The organism is Serratia proteamaculans, from assembly GCF_949794035.1.
Taxonomy (GTDB): domain Bacteria; phylum Pseudomonadota; class Gammaproteobacteria; order Enterobacterales; family Enterobacteriaceae; genus Serratia; species Serratia proteamaculans.
The window spans coordinates 2,119,394-2,140,839 of sequence record NZ_OX461105.1; the positions used below are offsets into that span (position 1 = coordinate 2,119,394).

The window sequence follows — 21,446 nt, forward strand, 5'->3', positions numbered from 1 at the left end:
ATTTGAGAACAGTGAATCAGAGTATGGCATCTTTTTGCGCCCAATAACGCATCTTATACTGCCCCACATCGAAGCAATAGCATCAGTCTCAGTGGGAGAGTATATGGAAATTACAGCAGCAGTCAGTGAGGGTGCAGTAGGGGGATTTTCCCTTAAGCAGTTACAGCTTGGCGAGCCCCGCGCCGATGAGGTCCTGGTAAAACTGGTGGCTACCGGTCTGTGCCATACCGATATCGCAGCCCACAAAGGTATTATCCCTATGCCGGCACCGGTGGTACTTGGCCACGAAGGTGCCGGGGTGGTGGTGCGGGTGGGGGCCGGGGTCAGTAAGGTAGCGCCTGGCGATCATGTGGTGTTGTCGTTGGCCTCTTGTGGCTCCTGTGACAAGTGCAGCATTGGCATGCCGACCTATTGCCGCCAGCATGTGCCACTGAACTGGCTGGCCCAGCGTGCTGACGGCTCGGTCAGCCTGAGTGATGAGCATGGCGATGTGCACAGCCATTTCTTCGGTCAGTCCTCTTTTGCGCAATACGCGGTGGTCAATGCCAGCAGTATCGTGCCGATCGATAAAACCATCCCACTGGAGTACCTGGGGCCGTTGGCCTGCGGGCTGATGACCGGTGCGGGTGCCGTGATTAACACTTTGCAAGCACAGGCGGGCTCCACGCTGGTGGTGTTTGGTCTGGGCGCTGTGGGCCTGGCGGCGGTGATGGCGGCCCGGGTGGTGGGTTGCGGTCAGATTGTGGCGGTGGATATCAAGGATAACCGTCTGGCGCTGGCCAAAGAGCTGGGTGCCACCACGGTGATCAACTCGAAAACGACGGACGTTGCTGAAGTGATTAACCAACTGACCGGTGGGCACGGTGCGGATTATAGCGTCGAAGCCGCCGGGCATGCGGGTGTGATGGCTGATGCGGTACGGGTGCTGGCGGAAAATGGCAAATGTGTGCTGACCGGCGTGGTGCCGCAGGGCGAGTCCTTGCCGCTCGACATCATGCATCTGATCCGCGGGCGGGCAGTGCAGGGTTCCATTATGGGCGATGCGGCGCCGGCGGTGTTTATTCCCATGATGGCACAGTTGTTCCAACAGGGGCGCTTCCCGATCGATCGCCTGATCCGTTTTTATGCCATGAATGACATTAACCAGGCGATGGCGGATTCACAATCCGGTGAAACCATTAAAGCCGTAATACGTATGTAATCCCTCACAAGGTAAATAACATGAAAAAACTCTTTTCAGCGGCCCTGCTGGGGCTGATGGGTGCGGCTGCGTCCGTGCAGGCCAACGACCATATTATCGAAAAACAGGGGCTGTATTATCTGCAGCCGGGCTACGACGTTAACGACGTTGCCGAGTTTTACTGGCGCAGCCTGAACGGCTGGTCGGAGAAACCGGCCAACGTCGCCAAATATTTTACCCCGCAGGGGGTGTTTGAACTGCCTTATGCGCCAGTGGAGGACTTTAGCTTTTTCGCCACGGCTTCCAAGGGGCGTGAAAACATGACCCGTTACTTTACCGGTATGAGCGAATACCTTGGCGATCTGAAATATGCCGACTGGAAAGGCTGGAGAAAAGTGGTGACGGCGGAGCCCGGCGTGTTTGTGTTTGAATACACCAGCAGCGGTAAAATCAAACAAAGCGGTGGCGATTATAATCAGCAGTTTATTGCCATCGTGACTATCAACGATGGGCAGATTGCCAGCGCCCGCGAATATTGGAACCCGTATGTGGCGCTGCGTGATTTTGGTCTGATCCGTAAAACACAATAACGGCCCGTTGATCCCCCGGCTTGTTCCGGGGGGCATCGGTTAGCGGCAATACTCTTTCAACAGGGCAATGGCATCGGGTTTTAACTGATAAAGATAGACCGGCCTGCCGGTGGTACCGTACAGAATGCGGGTGCCGAGAATGCCGCTCTCCGCCAAGTAAATCAGGTATTTGCGGCAGGAAACGCGTGAAATTCCGATGGCATTGGCCAGATTATCGGTCGAAAATTCCCCGTCGTGCTGTTGCTCAATCCATTCACACACCGTACTCAGCGTGATGCTGGTGAGCCCCTTCGGCAGTTTTTTCCCTTCGCTGCTGCTGGGTTGACGACGTAACAGGCTATCGACATCGCTCTGCGAGAATTCGCGCTGCGCCAGGATCTGCGACTGTTGCTGGTAGTTGCTCAACGCCTCTTTGAAACGTCCGAACTGGAAAGGTTTGATCAGGTAATCCACCACGCCGTAGTGCAAAGCCCGTTGCACTGTATCCACGTCGCTGGCGGAAGAAATGATGATGACGTCGGTTTTTTCACCCAGCTCTCGCAGGCCGGGCAGCAAGTCCAGCCCGTTTTCCTGCTGCATATAAATATCCAACAACACCAGATCAATACTGACTTCGGCGTCGGCCAGCAGCGCGCGCGCCTGCGCCAGGGTGGCAACCGTCGCCTGACAGTGAAAACCGCTCACCTGACTCAGGTAGTATTTGTTTAACTCCGCCACCATCGGGTCGTCGTCGATAATCAATACGTTAATCATGGTTCAGCCCTTGGCCTGATAGGGAATATGGACAAAGAACTGGGTCAGCTCACCCGGTTCGGATTCAAAATCAATGCTGCCGCCCAGCTTCTCCAGGCTGCTGCGGATCAGCGCCAGGCCGATACCGCGCCCCGGTCCCTTGGTGGAAACGCCCTGTTCAAAAATACGAGCGCCGAGAGCCGGATCAATACCGGGGCCGTCGTCGCTGACTATACAGTGTAAGTGATTCTCATTGTGATGAAAGCTCAGGTTGATCTCGTGTCCCTCAACGCCATCGATAGCGTCAATGGCATTGTCAATCAAATTGCCCAGCACGCTGATCAGCACGTGGGTGGTTTCCGCATCGTCGGTTTCCGGCAGCAGGCTGGCTTCATCAATGGTCAACTCGATACCGGCTTCATGGGCGCGGCTGATTTTGCCGATAAAGAAGCCCGCGACCTCCGGTGACTGGATTTTTCGCAGCAGTGCGCCGATCTCTTCCTGATAGGTGCTGGCGGTGTTGATGATGTAGTTTTCCAGTTGCTGATAAGCCTTCATGTGCAGCATGCCGAGGATCACATGCAGCTTGTTCATAAACTCATGCGACTGGACGCGCAACGCATCAGCATAGTGCGCCATGCCGCTCAGGCGCTGCACCAACTGGCTGATCTCGGTTTTATCGCGGAAGGTGGCGATAGCACCAATCACCTGGCCTTTGACGATCACCGGCACGGTATTGGTCAGCAGTTCACTGCCGTTAAAGCTGATCTGCTGGTCACGCAGCGGTTTACCGCTGGCCAGCACCTCCGCCAGATGCAGTTGGGCCGGCCAATATTTGCTGGCAGACTCCAGCAGCAGATTTTCGAACGGCCCGCTCTGGCGCAGCAGACGTTTGGCTTCGTCGTTAACAATGGTAATACGTGACTGGTTATCGACCGCGATGACGCCTTCTTTAATCGATTGCAGCATGGCGTTGCGCTGTTCAAACAGGTTGGAGATTTCGTAGGGTTCAAAGCCGAGCATGATGCGCTTCAGCGCCTTCACCAGGAAGAAGATGCCGAGTGTGCCGACCAGTGCGGCAAAGGCGAGGGTCCAATAGATGATCCAGCGGCTTTCGTCCACCACCCGGTGGACGGTATCGAGCGCAATACCGAGTGCTACCACGCCAATCTGCCGCCGTTCGCTGTCGTAGACCGGGGCAAATACCCGTAGTGACGGCGCCAGCGCACCGCGATTGATGGCGCTGTTGGTTTCACCGCGCAGTGCCGGTTCCAAATCTTCACCGATAAAATGCTGGCCGATCAGCCAGGGTTTGGGATGTGAGTAGCGGATGCCTTTCATGTCCACCACTACCACAAACAGTAATTCGTTTTGGTGGCGCACCTGCTCGGCGAAACGCTGGACCGCACCGCTGTGATCCTCCCGCAGCAGGCCGTCAACCACGTTGCTGGAGAGTGCCAGCGTTTCGGCAATCGCCATCGCCTTCTGGCGTTGCTGGTCTTGCCCTTGGTGACTCATCTGCACAAAAAACAGCGCATATACCACCAGCAGCACCGAAGCGACGATGGCAGACACCATCAACGTGAGGGTAGTGCTGAGCTTCAGCGGTATCCGTTGTTTTGGCATGGCGGTTCTCCGAATGGGCCTGTCAGGATAATAGCGGGGAATGGAACGCAGGGCAGCGACCGGCAGCAGGTTATAACATGCTGCCGCCGGGGGAAGGATTATTTTAGTTACAAAAGCGAGCGTTCAGGGCTGATGGTAGATTTCCAGCGCCTGCTGGCCGCTGGCACCCTGATGGATGATCGCCATCAGCGCGCTAACCACTTTCGAGGGGTTGCTGTGTTGATACACGTTGCGGCCATACACCATGCCGGATGCTCCCTGAGCCATCAGGGCGGCGGATTTTTCCAACACCGCGCCCAGTTCGCCTTTACCGCCGCCGCGTACCAGCGTTGGGCAACGCGCCGCTTCAACGATGCGGTGGAAGTCTTCCACCCGTTCAGTCGGATCGGCCTTGATGATGTCGGCGCCAAGTTCACGTGCCAGGCGCACCAATGGCACCATTTTTTCTACGTCGCCCAGCGAACCGTAGGCCGCGCCCTGACCGGCCGGCGCCATCACCAGCGGTTCAATCATTAGCGGCATGGCATAGCGATCGCAGGCATGGCGCAGGCGGCCGATATTCTCGACACACTGGCGGAAAATACCCGGTTCATCGGGGATCAGATACAGGTTAACCACCACTGCGGCCGCATCCATCTGCAGCGCCGCGAGGATCGGGGCCTCCGGGTTATGCAACACCGCCCACATTTCACGGTGGCGTGCGGCGTTATAGGCATTGGCGACGTCGGTACGCATCACCAGTGCCGGCTTATCGCGTTGCGTTGCGCGTTGCAGCAAATCCGCCTGACCGTAGTTGACCTGAATGGCGTCGGGCCGGGCGACGATCAGGCTGTCTATCACCCGTTCGATGTCCTCCAGGCCGATTAAAAAGTCCGGTTCATTGGCAATGCCATGATCAATCGCCACGTCGAGGCATTTGCCGTTATTAAACAGCCGGTTCATCCGTACCTTACTGCTGAGCTGCATGTCAGATCCTCCTGAAAATACATGTTCATTCAGTATTGTCGAGTAACGCAGGGGATGAAACCGCGGATCCGCAAACTGCGTGCTTGCTCGCACATTTACTGAGAATTCGCAGTGCCATTTTTCATCACCGCAGGGCGTTGCCGGCAGTTGAACGCACTTAAGTCACGAACGCGCTGGTGACTTTTGCGCCATTTGTTAGATCCGTGTCATGTTTTTGTTACTTGCCCATTCCAAAACGCATGTTTCGCTTGTTTGAGTTAAAAAGTTTCAATAATCTCAATTATGAAATAAACATTTGATAATGACTGGATGGCTTAAATGCCCTGAGAGTGTGTTTATTTTAAAGTGTTGTTTTTAATCTATTTTGAGACATTGATCAAAGTTTTACCCACCATCTGAATACGGTAAAAAAGCGATAAATCTGCCGTATCAAAGGGATAACACCGACCGGATTGTTGTTTGAATGTAAAAAATATTTTTCATTAGCTGTCAAATCAACAGGCCTCTTCACTCTAACAATTAAAGGGTACAGAACATGAAGCTGAAGAAACTGATCGTCACCTCGGTATTGATGTGCATGTTGCCGGCCAGCGTGTTGGCAAAAGACATCAAAATCGGCGTTTCAATGGCTGCTTTCGATGACAATTTCCTCACCATCCTGCGCCAGTCAATGCAGAGCAAAATGAAACAGGACGGCAACGTCAGTGGTCAATTTGAAGATGCAAAAGGGGATATCGCCCAGCAGATCCAACAGGTTGAGAACTTTGTCAGCCAGGGCGTAGACGCCATCATCCTCAACCCGGTCGATACCCAGGGCGTGAAGCCGATGATCAAACTGGCGGAAAACGCCAAGATCCCGCTGGTGTTCGTCAACCGCCGCCCGGAAATCAAGCTGCCTGCGGGCATGGCCTATGTCGGTTCGGACTCCAAACTGGCCGGCAAGCTGCAGATGGAAGAGTTGGCCAAGCTGATGAACGGCAAAGGCAACGTGATGATCCTGATGGGTGAATTGTCCAATGAAGCGACCCGCGACCGCACACGCGGCGTGGAAGAGGTGGCGGCCAAGTATCCGGGCATCAAAATCCTCGACAAACAAACCGCCAAGTGGGGCCGTAAAGAAGCCGTCGACATTACCACCGACTGGGCGCTGACCGGTCAGCAGATTGATGCCATCGCCTCCAACAACGACGAGATGGCGATTGGTGCCATTCTGGCGCTGAAGCAGGCGAAGAAAAGTGGCGTACTGGTGGCCGGCGTTGATGGCACCCCGGATGCACTGGAATACATCAAGAAGGGCGATCTGGCATTGAGCGTGTTCCAGGATGCCAAAGGGCAGGGCGAAGGTGCGGTGCAAACCGCCATTCAACTGGTAAAAGGCGAGAAGGTGGAAAGCAACGTCCTGATCCCGTATCAGCTGATCACCAAGGCCAACTATCAAGAATTTGCCGACAAGAACAGAAAATAAGCGTTCAGGCAGCGCAGTTATATCCCTGCCGCCTTGACCCGGCAGGGATGCATTGACGAACGGTGGAGGTTATCAGTATGTATCCCTATGTTCTTGAGGCTGAAGGCATCAGTAAGCAGTTTCCCGGCGTGAAAGCGCTGGATAAAGTCTCAATTAAAATCAAACCAGGTAGCGTACACGCGTTAATGGGAGAAAACGGCGCGGGCAAATCCACGCTGATGAAATGTTTAATCGGTATTTATCACCCCGATGAAGGCACCATTAAAATAAAAGGCCAACCGGTGACCTTCAGTGACACGCTGCAGGCGCTGCATTCGGGTATTTCCATGATTCACCAGGAACTCAACCTGGTGCCTTATATGACGGTGGCGGAAAACATCTGGCTGGGTCGTGAACCGGCAAAGCTGGGCTTTGTTAATCATGACCAACTGAACAAGCAAACCCGCGAACTGCTGGTGCGACTGAACATTAAACTCAAACCTGAGACGTTGGTCGGTGAACTGAGCATTGCCAACCAGCAAATGGTGGAGATTGCCAAGGCGGTTTCCTACAACGCGGACGTGCTGATCATGGACGAACCGACCTCGGCACTGACCGAGGGCGAAGTGGTGCATTTGTTCGCCATCATTCGCGAACTGCGTGATCAGGGAAAAGGCATTATTTATATCAGCCACAAGATGGACGAAATTTTCGCCATCACCGATGAGGTGAGCATCTTCCGCGACGGCACCTTTATCGCCTGTGATAAAACCGAGAACCTGACCAAACAGTCGCTGATCACCATGATGGTGGGGCGCGAACTGACCCAGATGTTCCCCAAATTCAACAACAATATTGGCGAGGAAGTGCTGCGCGTCGAAGGGCTACGGCGTGCCGATTGGTTTCACGATATCTCGTTCAGCGTCAAGCGCGGCGAGATCCTCGGCGTCGCTGGGCTGGTGGGAGCCGGTCGCAGCGAAGTGATGGAAAGTTTGTTCGGCATGCACCCGGCGGACGGCGGCCATATCTTTATCGAGGGCAAGGCGGCCAAGGTGGATTCCCCCTCCAGGGCGATTGAACTCGGGCTGGCGTTCCTTACCGAAGACCGCAAAAAATCCGGACTGTTCCTGGTGTTGTCGGTGGTCGAGAACATGAGCATCGTCAACCTGTCGGAGTACATCGGCAAGAATGGCTTTGTCAGCCACGTGCAAATGGCCAAGGACTGCATGGAGCAGATCAAAAAGCTCAACATCAAAACCCCGACCATGGATCAAATCATCAATAACCTGAGCGGTGGTAACCAGCAGAAGGTCCTTATTGCCCGCTGGCTGCTGGCCCAGCCGAAAATACTGATCCTCGATGAACCAACACGCGGTATTGACGTGGGAGCGAAGGCGGAAATATATCGCCTGATCAGCGAACTGGCGAACCGTGGTGTCGCCATTATTTTGGTGTCATCGGAATTACCGGAAATCCTCGGCATGAGTGACCGGGTGATGGTGATGCACGGCGGCCGTATTACCGGCATTTTGGATAAAGAAGAAGCGGATCAGGAAACCATCCTGGCGCTGGCCTCTGAATAACGCAAAGGTGAATTCCCATGAGTAATGTAAAAGTTGAGAAGCCGCTTGCGGGTAAAGCGCCGCTGTTCGCCGGTCTGAGTGGCAAAATGCCGAAAGATACCGGCATCTTTATCGTGATGCTCGGCATCGCGCTGGTATTTGAAATTCTTGGCTGGTACATCCGCGACCAGTCCTTCCTGATGAACCCTAACCGTCTGCTGCTGATTGTGCTGCAGGTGGCGATTATCGGCATTATCGCGGTGGGGGTTACCCAGGTCATTATCACCACCGGTATCGACCTTTCCTCCGGTTCGCTGATTGCCTTGACCGCGGTGGTGGCGGCTAGCCTGGCACAAACGTCGGACAGCATTTCACCGATGTACCCGGCGTTGCTCGACCTGCCGGCGGCGATCCCGATCGGCGCGGGGATCGGGGTGGGTATTATCTGCGGCTTTATCAATGGTTTCCTGATTACCCGCACCGGTATCCCACCTTTTATCGCGACTTTGGGCATGATGGTATCGGCACGCGGCCTGGCGCAGTATTACACCCAGGGTAACCCGATCAGCTTCCTGTCCGACGGCTTTACCTCAATCGGCCAGGGCGCGATGCCGGTGATCATCTTCCTGGTAGTTGCGGTGATCTTCCACATCGCACTGAAGCACACCCGCTACGGCAAATACATCTACGCCATCGGCGGCAACATGACGTCGGCCAGGGTGTCCGGCATTAACGTCAATAAATACCTGGTGACGGTCTATACCATTGCCGGCGGCCTGGCAGGCTTGGCGGGTGTGGTATTGGCGGCGCGCGTCAGCAGCGGCCAGTCGAGCATGGGGATGTCCTACGAACTGGACGCCATCGCGGCGGCGGTGATCGGCGGCAGCAGCCTGATGGGCGGCGTCGGGCGCATTACCGGCACCTTGATTGGCGCGGTGATCCTCGGGCTGATTAAAAGTGGTTTCACCTTTATCGGTGTGGACTCTTATATTCAGGACATTATCAAAGGCGTGATTATCGTCGCCGCGGTGTCTATCGATATGCACCGTAACCGTAAAAAACACTGATTGCCGTAAAACTCCGCCGGTGCACCTTGCCCGGCGGTTTTTTTTATCTCAGGGGATCATCATGAAATACATAAAAAGAATCGTGCTGGTGGCGGCGTTCAGCTGTTCCACCTCGGTGCTGGCGGAAACCATCGGCGTGTCGATGGCCTATTTCGACCAGAATTTCCTGACCATCATTCGTCATTCGATCGACAAAGAGGCCAAGGTGCGCGGCATCAGCGTGCAGTTCGAAGATGCCCGCGGCGATGTTGGCCGCCAGACCGATCAGGTGCAGAACTTTATCAGCGCCGGGGTGGACGCGATTATTGTCGACCCGGTCAACTCGGCGGGTACGCCCGCTATCACTAAAATGGTGACTCAAGCGGGCATTCCGCTGGTGTACGTGAACCGCACGCCGGGCGACAGCAAGCTGCCCTCCGGCGTGGTGTTTGTTGGTTCCGACGAGAGGCAGTCCGGTACCTTGCAGATGGAAGAGCTGGCGCGGCTGGCCAACTACCAGGGCAACGTGGCGGTGATGATCGGTAACCTGACCGATGCCGGTGCACTGCAACGTACCAAGGATGTAGAGCAGGTGGTGGCCAAGTACCCGAAAATGAAGGTAGTGCAAAAGCAGAGCGCCAACTATTCGCGCAGCGAGGGGATGGATCTGATGCTGAATTGGGTCACCAACGGTGAGTCTATCGATATCGTCGCTGCCAATAATGACGAGATGGCGATTGGCGCGATCATGGCGTTGCAGCAGGCCGGCAAGCAGGACAGCAAGGTGTTGATTGGCGGCATCGACGCCACGCCGGACGGCCTGAAGGCGTTAGCTTCCGGCAAGATGCAGGTGACGGTATTTCAGGATGCCGTTGGTCAGGGCAAAGCCTCGGTTGAGGTGGCGCAGCGCATGATCAAAGGCGAAAAGCTGGATCCTTACTACTGGATCCCGTTTGAACTGGTGACCCCGGGCAATATGCAAAAGTACGTGGCGAAATAGCCAGAGTTTTACAGCTTGGTAATGGCGCTGCTTAGGCAGCGCTTTTTTTGGTTTTTTTGTTGTGCCATCGGCTGGCAGATTTTATGGGTTACTGTTTTTATATACAGTTATCTGGCGGCAATCATGCCGTTACGAGGAGATGTACCATGACCGATACCTGCATAGATATTGTTGCTCTGGCTCAGCAAACGGCACCTACCGGTACCTTGATGACGGTGACTGCCTTTGATGCCTCGCGGTTAAGTAAACAAATTCGCAGTACGCTGGGAGGCGGCACCTTTGTTTCGATCCCAGCCAGTGGGGTTACCCTTGATGGATGCATCTATATTACCCAGCCCGCCAGTTCACCCTATTGTTGGATGCGGGTGCTTGATTCCGATTCTGTATTAAACCCGGAGATGTTTGGTGCCGTGGGCGATGGTATTGCCAATGATTATCCGGCGCTTAAAAGCCTGTTCCGTTACGCGAGTGCAATCGCCACCGCACAGACGCCGCAAAAAATGGTATTCGAAGGCCGTTATCGTCTGGCGGATATTGATGCCAACACCCCCTTTGCTCCGCTTGATGCGCCTGGCTTTTGTGCCATTAGTGGAGGCGGGCAACTCTATCTGGACAGTGATAAGACGACGCTGACGATGCTAACCTTTGTCAATAAAACGGATTTTTCGTTCAGCGGCCTGACGTTGAGCCGCAAAGGCAGCGACCCCACGCGTCTGTGGTCTAAGCAGGCTACTGCGTTATTTATTGATGGCGGCCAGCGTTTCCGCTTGTACGATCTCGACCTGTTTATGCATACCGATGCTATCAGTATCCGACAGTCGGAGAGTTTTGAGGTTTACCGCAATAAGTGTCATGAATTGGGTGAAGAGGGGATTGCGGTGCGCGGCAGCCGCCGTTGGGTGCTGCGTGATAACGAAATTTATCATCATAACGGCGATGGGATATTGTTGAAGACCTCTTCAACCCCCAGTTTTGACGGTAAGATCCTCAATAATCGGTTGTACGACGCTATTGGTTCGCCCAATACCGCCCAAGGTCATCGTGGTGGAGGGATCACCCTCAACGATGAAAATGGCGGTTCAACGACTTTTTTCCAGAATTTGCTGGTGCAGGGCAACTCACTCACCAACCTCTCTTACGGCATTGCATTCACCAATATCGAAGACTGGGAGGTGGCAGATAACTTTGTCGATGGCGTCGATCGTTTTGGCATTATTGTCGACAATGAGCTGAGTAATAACCCGCAAAAGAATCCGATTAGACGCAGCAAATGTGTAGGCAACACTGTGCGTAATTCGGTTCAGAATGGCATCAGTTTCACGACCCTGACTGACATTAAGGCTGAGTATGCGCTTATCGCCAATAACCAGGTGGATACCTGTGGCACCAGCCCGTTGGCGGAGTATCCCGGTATTTCTGCGACCGGAGCGACGGTTACCGGCAACCGTGTACTGAACTGCAAGATTGCGCTTTCCGCGAGTGGTTGTACGACCAACGGTAACTTTTTTGAGGGGTCGACGTTCACTAATGCTGGATCCGGTAGCAATTACATTAAATTAGGTTCGGGTGGCAGCTTTGTCGGGAACCGGGTAACTGACACCAATCAGGGGCATATCCGTCTGTCAAACCCAGGCAACTTTGTGTTTGCCGATAACATTGTGCAGCTTAACTCCTCCTTCGCCGGATTGTATTTTATTGGTGCGGATTACGGCCCAAACACCGTTATTGGGAAGAACGTATTCGACACTGCCTTTGTGCCGGTAACCAAGTTTGAGATTGGTGTTGGCAGCATTCGTCGGATTCAGATGGATGCTTGCGCCTATGGCCGTCGGGAATTCCGTTATGACAGCCAAATGCCGACAGACATCGATGCTCGGGTAGGGGACGAGGTGTATAACGTTAGGGCTGTGCCGGGTTTTGCGCGTAAATATAGTTGCGTAACAGGGGGGGCTGACCCCGAGTGGGTGGGCGGCGACTTTGTTGATTTGATCGTCACGTCAACGGCCCAGGACGTAACCCTGGCGGCGGGAGCTAGCCTGGATATTGATGCGCAATTGGCGGCAGTGCAGTCCACTTTTGTCGCTAACGGAGTGAAGTTCAACCAGAATCCAAAGCGAGTGAAAAGTACGGTATGCGTCACTGAGGCAGGCACGGTGACCTTTACACTAACCAATCCGACGGCAAGCACGATAACCCTGCCAGCGCTACAGCTGACCACACGTTGTAATAGCGGAATTTAACCTATCAGGCGCTGCATGCAGCGCCATTTTTCCTCAGCATGGTAAAAGAGTTATTAACCCTCACAGTGAAGAAAGATGTTGCCGCACGATCTCACGGCCGATCTCCAGCGAGGCGGTTGCCGCCGGGGAGGGCGCATTGCAAACATGCAGCGAGCGGCGGCCTTTCACAAAATGGAAGTCGTCCACCAGTTTGCCGTAGGCGGTCAGGGCCTGAGCACGAACGCCGGCCGGACCGGGCTGAATGTCTTCCGGTTGCAGTTCGGGGATCAACCGACGTGCATTTTCGGTAAAGCGCTGCCGTGACAGGGAACGCCGGACTTCTGCCAATCCTTCCCCCAGATAGTTACCGGCAATCTTCCAGAACCCCCGATAGCCGAGCACTTCGCTCAAATCCCGCAGGCTGAAGTCACATTTGCGATAACCTTCGCGTTTGAATGCCAGCACCGCATTGGGGCCAACGTCACGCTTGCCGTTATACATACGGGTGAAATGCACGCCGAGGAACGGAAAGTCCGGGTTGGGCACCGGATAGATCAGGTGATTCACCAGATAGTTTTTCTCGTCGTTCAGCACGTAATACTCTCCACGGAACGGCACGATCTTCATGCCCGTCTGGTAACCGGCCAGGGCGGCGATGCGGTCGCTGAACAGACCGGCGCAGTTAACCAACCATTTGGCCTGATACTGCGCGTGTTGCGTGCGAACGCTGACGTCGTCACTGCTTTCGCTGATGCCCTCGGCCTGCTGGCCGTAGTGGATCTCGCCACCGCGTTGCTGAATAATTTCCGCCAGTTTTGCCGCTACCTGGCTGTAATTGACGATACCGGCGTCCGGCACCAGCAGCGCCTCAAGCCCGTTGACGTGCGGTTCGCGCTCCCTTAACTGCGCCTGCGACAGCCGGCTGACCGCCAACCCGTTTTGCAACCCGCGCTGATAGATGTTTTCCAGTAAATCCAGCTCCTTCAACTGGGTCGCTACAATCACCTTGCCGCATTGGTCGTGATAGAGGTCGTGCTCGCGGCAGAAGGCGAACATGCTTTGGTTACCCAGCTTGGCCAGCCGTGCCTTGAGGCTGCCGGGGGCATAGTAGATGCCGGAATGCACCACGTTGCTGTTATGGCCGCTTTGGTGTGCCGCCGGGCCGCTCTCTTTTTCCAGTATCAGGATGCGCAACGACGGGTTGGCCTCCTGCAGCGCATTGGCGACGCCCAGCCCGACCAGGCCGGCACCGATAATGATCACATCATGCATGGTTACCCTAACTCCTCATTATCCAGGCGGCGCAATTTGCCGCGTACGTTGCTGAGATGATTCTGCATGGCGGCAGTGGCTGCCGCCGGGTCACGAGCCTTGATCGCCAGAAGCACCTGCTGGTGTTCGTCGATCACCCGCTGGCGTTCGGCTTGCCGCCCCAGATTTTTGCTCAGTGAATACACCAGCACGCCCAGATACAGCTCGTGCATGTTATCCAGGATCTGGACGAAAAACGGGTTGTGCGAGGCCTGCATGATGGCGCGGTGGAACAGGTAATCCTGCTGGTGACCAATCAAGCCGTCGTCGAGGGTGCAGCGTTTGAAATCATTAAACGCTTGCTCAATCGCTTGTAAATCTGCGGCAGTATGGCGTTCGGCGGCCATGCGGGCCGCCTGTTGCTCAATGACTTCACGCATTTCCAGCAGCGCTTCCACCTCGTTGGGGTCGGCAATTTCCATCACCAGCGGCGGGTACTTGCTCAGCAATGAGTGTTGCTCAACCCGATGGCCGCCCCCCTGGCGCGAGGAGATAATTCCGCTGACTTCCAGTATGCCGAGCGCTTCTCGCACCGGCACCCGGCTGACGCCAAATGCCTCCGCCAGCGTGTTTTCCGACGGCAACTTTTCCCCGACCGGGAAGCTGCCGTCGCTGATGCCTGCTTTCAACTGCGCCAGTACCTGATGTGAGGCCTTCTGTCGCGTAACTTTATTGACCATTCAGCGCCCCCTGCGCAGTGCTCCGCCTGAAACGCAGCAGATGTACCGACGCCGCGGTGATAATCAGCGCCGCGCCGCCCAGATCGGTCAGCAGACCCGGTTTAATCAGCAGGATAGCCGCGACGGTGAACAGCACCCGCTCGAGCCAGTGGGTTTTCATCATCCAGAAATTGGCACTGGCGATCGACAGCGCATAAATCCCTACCAGTGCACTGATCACCATATGGATCACCGACAACGCGTTGAGATCGTCACCCTGCATCAGCAGCATCGGGTTGTAGACCAGAATAAACGGGATGATAAAGCCCGGCAGCGCCAGCCGCACCGCGTCCCAGGAGGTTTGCATCGGATCGGCGCGGGCGATGCTGGCGGCGGTGTAACTGGCCAGTGCCACCGGCGGGGTAATGTTGGACAGGGCACCAAACCAGAACACAAAGAAGTGCGCCGCCAGTGGCATCACACCGGCCTTGATCAGGATCGGGGAAACGGTGACGGCCACCACGATGTACAAGGCGGTCGAGGGCAGGCCCATGCTCAGCACGATACACACCAACATCACCACCAGCAGGATCATCCACAGAGTATTGTTGGTCATGGCGACAATGTTGAACGCCAGCGTCGAGCCGATACCGGTCATGGTCACCACGCAGATAATCACCCCGATGGCGGCGCAGGCTACCGTCACCTGAATGGAGCCGCGCGCCGCTTCGTTCAGCGCGGTGGCGATTTTTTTCGGTGTCATGCGCACCGAAGTATCAGGGGTGATCCAACTGGCGACGATGATCGAAATAATGCCGAGGAACCCGGCGTAGATCGGCGTTTTGCCCAGCAGAAGGGTGCCGATAACAATGATCAGCGGCAGTAACAGCAGGCCGCGTGCTTTCAGCACCGCCTTCACTTTAGGAATATTTTCTTTGCTGATGCCTTTCAGACCCTGCTTTTTAGCCTCCAGATCGATGGCGATAATCAACGCCGCGTAATACAGCAGCGCGGGGATGATGGCGGCCATCACAATGGTGGTGTAAGAAATGCCGAGGAAACCGGCCATGATAAAGGCTGCCGCGCCCATAATCGGCGGCATGATCATCCCGCCAGTGGACGCGGTGGCTTCGACCGCACCGGCAAAGCGCGCCGACAGGCCGATACTTTTCATCAGCGGAATGGTAAAGGTGCCGGTGGTGGCGACGTTGGCCACCGCGCTGCCGCTCAGGGAGCCGGTCAACGCCGAAGAGATCACCGCAACCTGCGCCGGGCCACCGCGACGGCGGCCGGCGATCGCCAGCGCCAAATCGTTAAACAACGCGGTAGCACCGCTGACGCTGAGAAAAGCGCCAAACAGAATAAACACCACGATGGCGGTGGAGGCGGTGGACAGGGTGATGCCGAAGATCCCTTCGCTGGTCATAAACAGCCGGTACAGCAAGCGCTCGAACGAGAAGCCGCCGTGGCCAAAGATGCCCATAAAGTACTGGCCGAACAGCGCGTAAATGATAGCGAAGGTCGCCAGTCCGGGGATGAAATAACCGGTGGTGCGGCGCGCAGCTTCAAACAGGACGCCGATGCCGATCACGGCCATCACGTAGTCGGTGGTATTGGGAATGCTTTTGCGCACCACGTGCAAGTCCAGATAGCTGGCGTAGAAATAGCCGTAGCTGACCAGCGTCAGGATGATAAACAGGTAGTCCCAACGGTTGAATTTGCTGGTGGCGTAGCGGGGTGAAACCGGGAATAAAATAAAGCCCAGGATCAGGATGCCGCTAAGGAAGGTGGTATTGCGGTAAAATTCCTGGGTATTCGACAACGCGTTGGCGTAAATGGCATAGACGGATATCGCGATCGCCAACAGGGTGGCCAATTGCAAATAGATGCCGCTCAGCGGCCGGCTACCGGCTCCGGCTTCCTTATCCAGATCGACGGCATCTTGCGGTGACAGGTTGTTAGTGCTCATACGGCCTCCTTATCGATTGGCGGTCAGCGTCGCCGCTTCCGGTGGGATCAGATAGTCGGGCACGCTGACCCCGGCCTCCAGATAATACTTGTAGGCGCCGAGGTGCAGCGGTACCGAGACCCCTTTCAGCGCGTTTTCCAGCGAAATGTATTTGGCGGCGCTGTGCACCTGATGCACCTCCGGCAGGTTTTCAAACAGGGTTTTGGTCAGGTCATACACCAGCTTTTCATCCAGGCCATTCAGGGCTACCAGAATATTGGGCTGGGCGATGGTGGACACCGCTTTACTCTGACGCGGGTAGGTATCGGCTTTGATATCAAAGCGGAACCAGGAGTTGGCGATGGCGTTGATACTGGCCAGTTGTTCGTCGGTGACGTTGAGAATGCGCGAAGGCACGCCGCTGGCATACATGTCGGTTACCGCCGCCGCCGGGACTCCGGCTGGCAATGCGCCACCGTCGAGCCTGCCGTCGCGCATGGCTGAAACGGTGTCGCCGTAGCCCAGGTACTCTGCGGTCAGCGATTTCTTGCTCAGGTTCACCCCCTGCAAAATGATCAGCGTCGACTGTTCGGTGCCGCTGGCCTGCGGGCCTACCGAGAAACGGGTCCCGGCGATATCGTTCAGGGTACCGTCCTTCACCTTGTTTTCCAGCATCACAAAGTGTTCCACGTTCGGCCACAGCATGGAGATTGAACGCAGGTGGCTGTAGGCACGGCCTTCAAAATTACGCACCCCTTCATAAGCCTCGACGGCGATCAGGCTTTGCAGAATTGCCAGCTGTGCCTCGTTCTTTTGCAGTAGGTCGATATTTTCGATCGATCCGGCGGAGGACTGCCCACTGACCTGGATACCGTTTTGCTTCAGACGGTTGCTCCAGACATTGGCCAGCCCGACGCCCATCGGATAGTAGGTTCCGCCGGTGGAGGCGGTGGCAACAGAAAGAAAGGTCTTGTCGGCATTTTCCACCTTACCGGCTACCGCCAGTGCAGCGGCGCCGACCATTGCACCTGCAATCAGTAACAGTTTGATTTTTCTATTTTTCATTATTTTCACCAAAGGTTTTTGAAACAAATAGAAAACATTTACGCAAACTTGTATACAACATTGCAGCTTTTTTCACCTAGCGGGCAGTGTTCGATTTGTGATCTGGGTGGGTGAAATGTGAGCGAAAAACTCGAGAGATAAAGCCGGGAGATGGAAGAACCCCGTAACGGTCGCCACGGGGTGAAGGGCAAATTACCAGCCTTTAACCGCGTCGCCCTTGTAGATTTCGGCGGCGCTGGCGGCCACTTCGTCGGTCTGGTAAGCCTTGACCAGATTTTTAACGTTTTCGTTGTTCTGGTTATCTACCCGGCTGGCGAAGATATTGACGTAGGGTGAGTTTTTGTCTTCGACAAACAGCCCGTCCCTGGCCGGCGTCAGACCGATCTGGCTGGAGTAATTGGTGTTGATAATCGCCAGTGCAACCTGTTTGTCGTCCAGCGCGCGTGGCAACTGTGGCGCTTCGATCTCAACGATTTTCAATTTCTTCGGGTTACTGACGATATCCAGCGCCGTCGGCAGCAGCCCGACGCCGTCCTTCAGCCCGATCAGCCCCTGTTTTTGCAACAGCAGCAGTGAGCGGCCGAGATTGGTGGGATCATTCGGTACTGCGACCTGCGCGCCGTCCGGCAGTTGACTGAGGGCAGAGATTTTTTTCGAGTAACCGGCAATCGGATAAACGAAGGTGTTGCCTACTGCCACCAGTTTGTAGCCACGCTCCTGGATCTGTTTTTCCAGATAAGGTTTATGCTGGAAGGCGTTGATATCCAAATCGCCGTTATTCAACGCCTCATTGGGCAGCACGTAATCATTGAAGGTGACCACTTCCACATCCAAATCGTATTTTTGCTTGGCAACCTTCTGTACCACGGCCCACAGCGACTGATCGATGCCGGAACTGATACCGACCTTGATGTGGTGGTTGTCTTGTGCAGCCGGCCCACAGGCGGTCAGGAGCAGGGTGCTGGTTACTGCCAGCGTGGCGGCGAGTTTTTTTAGCGTCAATGTCATTTCCCAGAGTCCTTGTCAAAATAGCCTGCTGGTTATTGCAGGCTGAAGAGTGGCAGTGACTCTAGATAATCGTCTGGCTAAAATAAAATACTGATTCACTATGATTAATAGCGATTTGCTATGAGCAGCATCCGCCCTGTTTGTGCCCTGATACTCAGTTTGTTTTGACGCAGGTTCCACCGGCTCATTATGATGGCGGAAAGCCCGACAGGGGCGCGAATAGCCAAAGGAAAAGAAAATGCGATTTAACATGTGGCGCAAGGCGCTGCTGCCATTGGTGGTTTTGACTTGTGTATCAGCGACTCAGGTGCAGGCGGCGGATGCGGTGGTGCAACCTATCCCTAAAACGCTGCTGGGCAACTGGCATGTCAGCAAGATCTTGCCGACGCAAACCGTCGGTTGCTGGGACGAGCAACAGGCGAAAGGCCTGATTGGCGGTAAACTCAGTTACCAGGCCGATGGCTTTAACTGGAACGGTACCGCGCTGAAAAACGAAGGGGCCACCGTTAGCACGGTAGAGGCGCAGGAGTTTGTCGAAGACAATTCCGGCAGCAGCTCCTATATCGATTTTCCGATGCTGGGCATCAGTACGCCGGCGGTAGAGCGGGTGATGATCCAGCATGCCGATACCCAGATCAAAGGCATCACCGATCAGGGCACCGATGGCGTACCGGGAGACAATGTGCTGCTGAAAGATGCCAACACGCTGATCCTGTCGGTGTGCAACGTTTGGTTTGAAGCACAACGCGTGCGTTGATCTCAGGCAGCGCTTGCCAGATATTCTGTGCGAGCGCTGCCTGCGGTTATCTTTCCCCCCGTCAAGAAATTATTTTATTCTTATCGCTTTAGCATTGCTTAATTATTCCAATCGGCATTCATTTAATGAATGAGTACTGATTTTATCTTTGCTAAATTAATGTTTTGAGTATTTATGTGGAATTTAAAATTCATTGTTGATAGGTCAGTGCTATTTCAGCTATAGGTTACACCTGTGAGAATTATTGATGTTTATCAATAATACCATTGCCCCGCTGTTTATTATGGTTTACGGCGGTTATTGGGTCGGCAATGTCTCATAAGGATAGAGAAATGAAAAAGGTCATCCGTATTTCGGCAATTTCCATTGCAGGGATTGCGCTAATTTATTTCGGCTTGTGCGGTTATGTCTGGTACCTCGATACCCAGCGTAATCAGAATAGTTCGGTACTCCGTTCCTCTGTGGAACAGAATAACCAGGTGCTTGGGTTGCTGAGGGAAAAGGGCTGTGACTATTGCCATACCCCGTCAGCCGAACTTCCGTTTTACGCTTCTTTCCCGGTAGCCAAGCAGTTGATGGAGTACGATATTCGTCTGGGTTACTCGTCTTTCAGTCTGGAGCCGGTACGCAGCGCCCTGATTAAAGATAAACCGCCGATGCAAAGCGATCTGAATAAAATTGAGTGGGTCATGCAGCACAAAACCATGCCGCCGACTCGCTATGTAGCTTTGCATTGGGCGGGACAGATAAATTCTGAGGAGCGGGAGATCATCCTCGGCTGGATAGCGCAACAGCGGGCGCGTTATTACTCAAGCAACGAGGCCGCGGAACAGCACCGTAATGAACCGATTCAACCGATCCCCAAGGGGTTGCCTGTTGATGGACAAAAAGTGGCATTGGGTTTTCGACTGTATCACGATCCTCGTCTTTCGGGAGATAGCACGCTTTCTTGTGCTCATTGCCATTCACTCAATACCGGGGGCGTAGACGGAAGAAAAACCTCAATTGGCGTGGGTGGCGCGGTGGGGCCGATTAACGCGCCAACGGTGTTTAACTCGGTTTTCAATAGCGAACAATTTTGGGATGGCCGGGCGCCGACGTTACAGGCACAGGCCGGTGGACCCCCATTAAACCCGATAGAAATGGCCTCCAAATCCTGGGATGAAATTATCAATAAGCTCGACAAGGATCCGGTGCTGACCCGCGATTTTGTCGCCGTTTATCCGCAGGGATTCAGCGGCGAGAATATTACGGATGCCATTGCCGAATTTGAAAAAACCTTGATCACCCCAGATTCACCTTTCGATAGTTGGCTGCGTGGCGATGGGAATGCCATGACGATGCAGCAAAAGCGCGGTTACCAATTATTTAAAGACAACAAATGCGCCACTTGCCATGGAGGAACCATCTTGGGGGGGCGATCCTTTGAACCCTTGGGGCTGAAGCGTGATTTCAATTTTGGTGAGATTACCGCGGCAGATATTGGGCGAATGAATGTCACCAGCGAAGCGCGTGACAGGTTGCGTCAGAAGGTCCCGGGTCTGCGCAATGTCGCGCTGACCGCGCCTTATTTTCATCGTGGCGATGTCGCTACGCTGGATCAGGCCGTCAAACTGATGCTGCGTTATCAGGTGGGTAGCGAACTGCCGCAGCAGGACGTGGATGATATTGTCGCTTTCCTTAATAGTCTGTCCGGGGTCTATACCCCTTATCAGCAAAATCAGGAACAGCGTCGTTAACTTCGCATTTCACTCAATGTCTTCTCATCTGGCCCCGGCAACGGGGCTATTCCAGTGTAATATCTTCGCCGGTCACTCGTTCTGAACTAAAATTAACCGTAACGATATAACGCTAATGTTATAGCGGAAGCAGGGGTCTCTACTGAATCAATGACAGGAGGCGCTATGTGCTACCAACATATTGTGATCGCTACCGACCTGAGTGAAGACGGCAAACGGCTGGTGGAAAAAGGCGCGCGGTTGGCCGCTGCGCTGCAGGCTAAACTTTCCCTGATCTACGTGGATATTTATTACGATACCTACCATGCGGCAATTGGTTTCTCGGAGAAAAGCTACGATGGTGGGTCTTTTGACGACAAGATCAAGAAAGAGCTGGAGCCGTTGACCCAAAACGTGAATTACCCGATCAACGAGGTGATTATTGGGCGTGGTGATTTCACTGAACAATTGCAGAATGCGGTGGTGGATAAAAGCATTGATCTGGTGATCTTCGGCCATCACCACGATCTGTGGAACAAACTGTTTTCCTCAACCCGCCATGCGATTAACCAGTTGAATGTCGACGTGCTGGTGATCCCGATTAAATCCTAGTCC

General features: G+C 54.5%; 18 protein-coding genes. 10 read left to right on the plus strand and 8 right to left on the minus strand.

Annotated elements, in window-relative coordinates; translation table 11 throughout:
- Positions 1-103 precede the first annotated feature (103 nt).
- Entirely contained in the window at positions 104-1,201 is a 1,098-nt protein-coding gene (locus QOT07_RS10010) for an NAD(P)-dependent alcohol dehydrogenase (RefSeq protein WP_207977767.1), read from the plus strand.
- 20 nt (positions 1,202-1,221) lie between these two features.
- A complete protein-coding gene (locus tag QOT07_RS10015; RefSeq protein ID WP_099062389.1) occupies positions 1,222-1,770 on the plus strand; it encodes a nuclear transport factor 2 family protein in 549 nt (182 codons plus the stop codon).
- A 39-nt stretch (positions 1,771-1,809) separates the two neighbouring features.
- Here the strand turns inward: QOT07_RS10015 and dcuR are convergent, their stop codons facing one another.
- From dcuR to QOT07_RS10030, 3 genes are all read right to left on the minus strand, one after another.
- Positions 1,810-2,523, minus strand: a complete 714-nt coding sequence (gene dcuR / locus QOT07_RS10020) for a two-component system response regulator DcuR (RefSeq protein ID WP_099062388.1) — start codon at positions 2,521-2,523, stop codon at positions 1,810-1,812.
- A 3-nt stretch (positions 2,524-2,526) separates the two neighbouring features.
- Positions 2,527-4,128, minus strand: a complete 1,602-nt coding sequence (locus QOT07_RS10025; protein WP_283603024.1) for a sensor histidine kinase — start codon at positions 4,126-4,128, stop codon at positions 2,527-2,529.
- Positions 4,129-4,251: 123 nt separating this feature from the next.
- A complete protein-coding gene (locus QOT07_RS10030) occupies positions 4,252-5,094 on the minus strand; it encodes a class I fructose-bisphosphate aldolase (protein ID WP_283603025.1) in 843 nt (280 codons plus the stop codon).
- A 535-nt stretch (positions 5,095-5,629) separates the two neighbouring features.
- On the opposite strand from QOT07_RS10030, the gene QOT07_RS10035 reads away from it, so the two are divergent.
- The 5 genes from QOT07_RS10035 to QOT07_RS10055 all read left to right on the plus strand — a co-directional run bounded on the left by QOT07_RS10035 (position 5,630) and on the right by QOT07_RS10055 (position 12,386).
- On the plus strand, positions 5,630-6,559 hold the full coding sequence (locus QOT07_RS10035; protein ID WP_085116285.1) for a sugar ABC transporter substrate-binding protein: 930 nt from the start codon (positions 5,630-5,632) through the stop codon (positions 6,557-6,559).
- A 77-nt stretch (positions 6,560-6,636) separates the two neighbouring features.
- On the plus strand, positions 6,637-8,121 hold the full coding sequence (locus QOT07_RS10040) for a sugar ABC transporter ATP-binding protein (protein WP_099062385.1): 1,485 nt from the start codon (positions 6,637-6,639) through the stop codon (positions 8,119-8,121).
- Between the two features lie 17 nt (positions 8,122-8,138).
- The gene (locus tag QOT07_RS10045) at positions 8,139-9,167 is read left to right on the plus strand and encodes an ABC transporter permease (RefSeq protein WP_112348103.1); all 1,029 of its coding nucleotides are present in this window, start codon (positions 8,139-8,141) and stop codon (positions 9,165-9,167) included.
- Positions 9,168-9,228: 61 nt separating this feature from the next.
- Complete coding sequence (locus QOT07_RS10050) at positions 9,229-10,146, plus strand: sugar ABC transporter substrate-binding protein (RefSeq protein ID WP_283603026.1); 918 nt, start codon at positions 9,229-9,231, stop codon at positions 10,144-10,146.
- 146 nt (positions 10,147-10,292) lie between these two features.
- Positions 10,293-12,386, plus strand: coding sequence for a right-handed parallel beta-helix repeat-containing protein (locus QOT07_RS10055; protein ID WP_283603027.1), 2,094 nt, complete (start codon positions 10,293-10,295; stop codon positions 12,384-12,386).
- Positions 12,387-12,446: 60 nt separating this feature from the next.
- Here the strand turns inward: QOT07_RS10055 and lhgO are convergent, their stop codons facing one another.
- The 5 genes from lhgO to metQ all read right to left on the minus strand — a co-directional run bounded on the left by lhgO (position 12,447) and on the right by metQ (position 18,356).
- Positions 12,447-13,637: an L-2-hydroxyglutarate oxidase gene (lhgO, locus tag QOT07_RS10060; protein WP_283603028.1), complete on the minus strand. Its 1,191-nt coding sequence runs from the start codon at positions 13,635-13,637 to the stop codon at positions 12,447-12,449.
- 2 nt (positions 13,638-13,639) lie between these two features.
- Positions 13,640-14,356 (minus strand): FadR/GntR family transcriptional regulator, encoded by a 717-nt coding sequence (locus tag QOT07_RS10065; RefSeq protein ID WP_283603029.1) that lies wholly within the window; start codon positions 14,354-14,356, stop codon positions 13,640-13,642.
- Complete coding sequence (locus QOT07_RS10070) at positions 14,346-16,304, minus strand: TRAP transporter permease (RefSeq protein WP_207977782.1); 1,959 nt, start codon at positions 16,302-16,304, stop codon at positions 14,346-14,348. Before QOT07_RS10070 ends, QOT07_RS10065 begins: the two co-directional genes overlap by 11 nt.
- A 9-nt stretch (positions 16,305-16,313) precedes the next feature.
- The gene (locus QOT07_RS10075) at positions 16,314-17,348 is read right to left on the minus strand and encodes a TAXI family TRAP transporter solute-binding subunit (RefSeq protein WP_099062378.1); all 1,035 of its coding nucleotides are present in this window, start codon (positions 17,346-17,348) and stop codon (positions 16,314-16,316) included.
- A gap of 192 nt (positions 17,349-17,540) precedes the next feature.
- Positions 17,541-18,356: a methionine ABC transporter substrate-binding lipoprotein MetQ gene (gene metQ, locus QOT07_RS10080; RefSeq protein WP_099062377.1), complete on the minus strand. Its 816-nt coding sequence runs from the start codon at positions 18,354-18,356 to the stop codon at positions 17,541-17,543.
- Positions 18,357-18,594: 238 nt separating this feature from the next.
- Between metQ and QOT07_RS10085 the strand changes: the two genes are divergently transcribed.
- From QOT07_RS10085 to QOT07_RS10095, 3 genes are all read left to right on the plus strand, one after another.
- Positions 18,595-19,113, plus strand: coding sequence for a hypothetical protein (locus tag QOT07_RS10085; RefSeq protein ID WP_099062376.1), 519 nt, complete (start codon positions 18,595-18,597; stop codon positions 19,111-19,113).
- A gap of 332 nt (positions 19,114-19,445) precedes the next feature.
- The gene (locus tag QOT07_RS10090; protein WP_219015954.1) at positions 19,446-20,852 is read left to right on the plus strand and encodes a cytochrome-c peroxidase; all 1,407 of its coding nucleotides are present in this window, start codon (positions 19,446-19,448) and stop codon (positions 20,850-20,852) included.
- Between the two features lie 165 nt (positions 20,853-21,017).
- Positions 21,018-21,443: a universal stress protein gene (locus QOT07_RS10095; RefSeq protein WP_099062374.1), complete on the plus strand. Its 426-nt coding sequence runs from the start codon at positions 21,018-21,020 to the stop codon at positions 21,441-21,443.
- Positions 21,444-21,446 lie beyond the last annotated feature (3 nt).

Excerpts from the sequence above, each read along its gene's own strand:
- QOT07_RS10035 (WP_085116285.1), top strand. The coding sequence starts at position 5,630 with ATGAAGCTGAAGAAACTGATCGTCACCTCGGTATTGATGTGCATGTTG.
- lhgO (WP_283603028.1), bottom strand. The coding sequence starts at position 13,637 with ATGCATGATGTGATCATTATCGGTGCCGGCCTGGTCGGGCTGGGCGTC.
- QOT07_RS10030 (WP_283603025.1), bottom strand. The coding sequence starts at position 5,094 with ATGCAGCTCAGCAGTAAGGTACGGATGAACCGGCTGTTTAATAACGGC.
- QOT07_RS10090 (WP_219015954.1), top strand. The coding sequence starts at position 19,446 with ATGAAAAAGGTCATCCGTATTTCGGCAATTTCCATTGCAGGGATTGCG.
- QOT07_RS10065 (WP_283603029.1), bottom strand. The coding sequence starts at position 14,356 with ATGGTCAATAAAGTTACGCGACAGAAGGCCTCACATCAGGTACTGGCG.
- QOT07_RS10095 (WP_099062374.1), top strand. The coding sequence starts at position 21,018 with ATGTGCTACCAACATATTGTGATCGCTACCGACCTGAGTGAAGACGGC.
- QOT07_RS10070 (WP_207977782.1), bottom strand. The coding sequence starts at position 16,304 with ATGAGCACTAACAACCTGTCACCGCAAGATGCCGTCGATCTGGATAAG.
- dcuR (WP_099062388.1), bottom strand. The coding sequence starts at position 2,523 with ATGATTAACGTATTGATTATCGACGACGACCCGATGGTGGCGGAGTTA.
- QOT07_RS10085 (WP_099062376.1), top strand. The coding sequence starts at position 18,595 with ATGCGATTTAACATGTGGCGCAAGGCGCTGCTGCCATTGGTGGTTTTG.
- QOT07_RS10050 (WP_283603026.1), top strand. The coding sequence starts at position 9,229 with ATGAAATACATAAAAAGAATCGTGCTGGTGGCGGCGTTCAGCTGTTCC.
- QOT07_RS10040 (WP_099062385.1), top strand. The coding sequence starts at position 6,637 with ATGTATCCCTATGTTCTTGAGGCTGAAGGCATCAGTAAGCAGTTTCCC.
- QOT07_RS10075 (WP_099062378.1), bottom strand. The coding sequence starts at position 17,348 with ATGAAAAATAGAAAAATCAAACTGTTACTGATTGCAGGTGCAATGGTC.
- metQ (WP_099062377.1), bottom strand. The coding sequence starts at position 18,356 with ATGACATTGACGCTAAAAAAACTCGCCGCCACGCTGGCAGTAACCAGC.
- QOT07_RS10025 (WP_283603024.1), bottom strand. The coding sequence starts at position 4,128 with ATGCCAAAACAACGGATACCGCTGAAGCTCAGCACTACCCTCACGTTG.
- QOT07_RS10015 (WP_099062389.1), top strand. The coding sequence starts at position 1,222 with ATGAAAAAACTCTTTTCAGCGGCCCTGCTGGGGCTGATGGGTGCGGCT.
- QOT07_RS10055 (WP_283603027.1), top strand. The coding sequence starts at position 10,293 with ATGACCGATACCTGCATAGATATTGTTGCTCTGGCTCAGCAAACGGCA.
- QOT07_RS10045 (WP_112348103.1), top strand. The coding sequence starts at position 8,139 with ATGAGTAATGTAAAAGTTGAGAAGCCGCTTGCGGGTAAAGCGCCGCTG.
- QOT07_RS10010 (WP_207977767.1), top strand. The coding sequence starts at position 104 with ATGGAAATTACAGCAGCAGTCAGTGAGGGTGCAGTAGGGGGATTTTCC.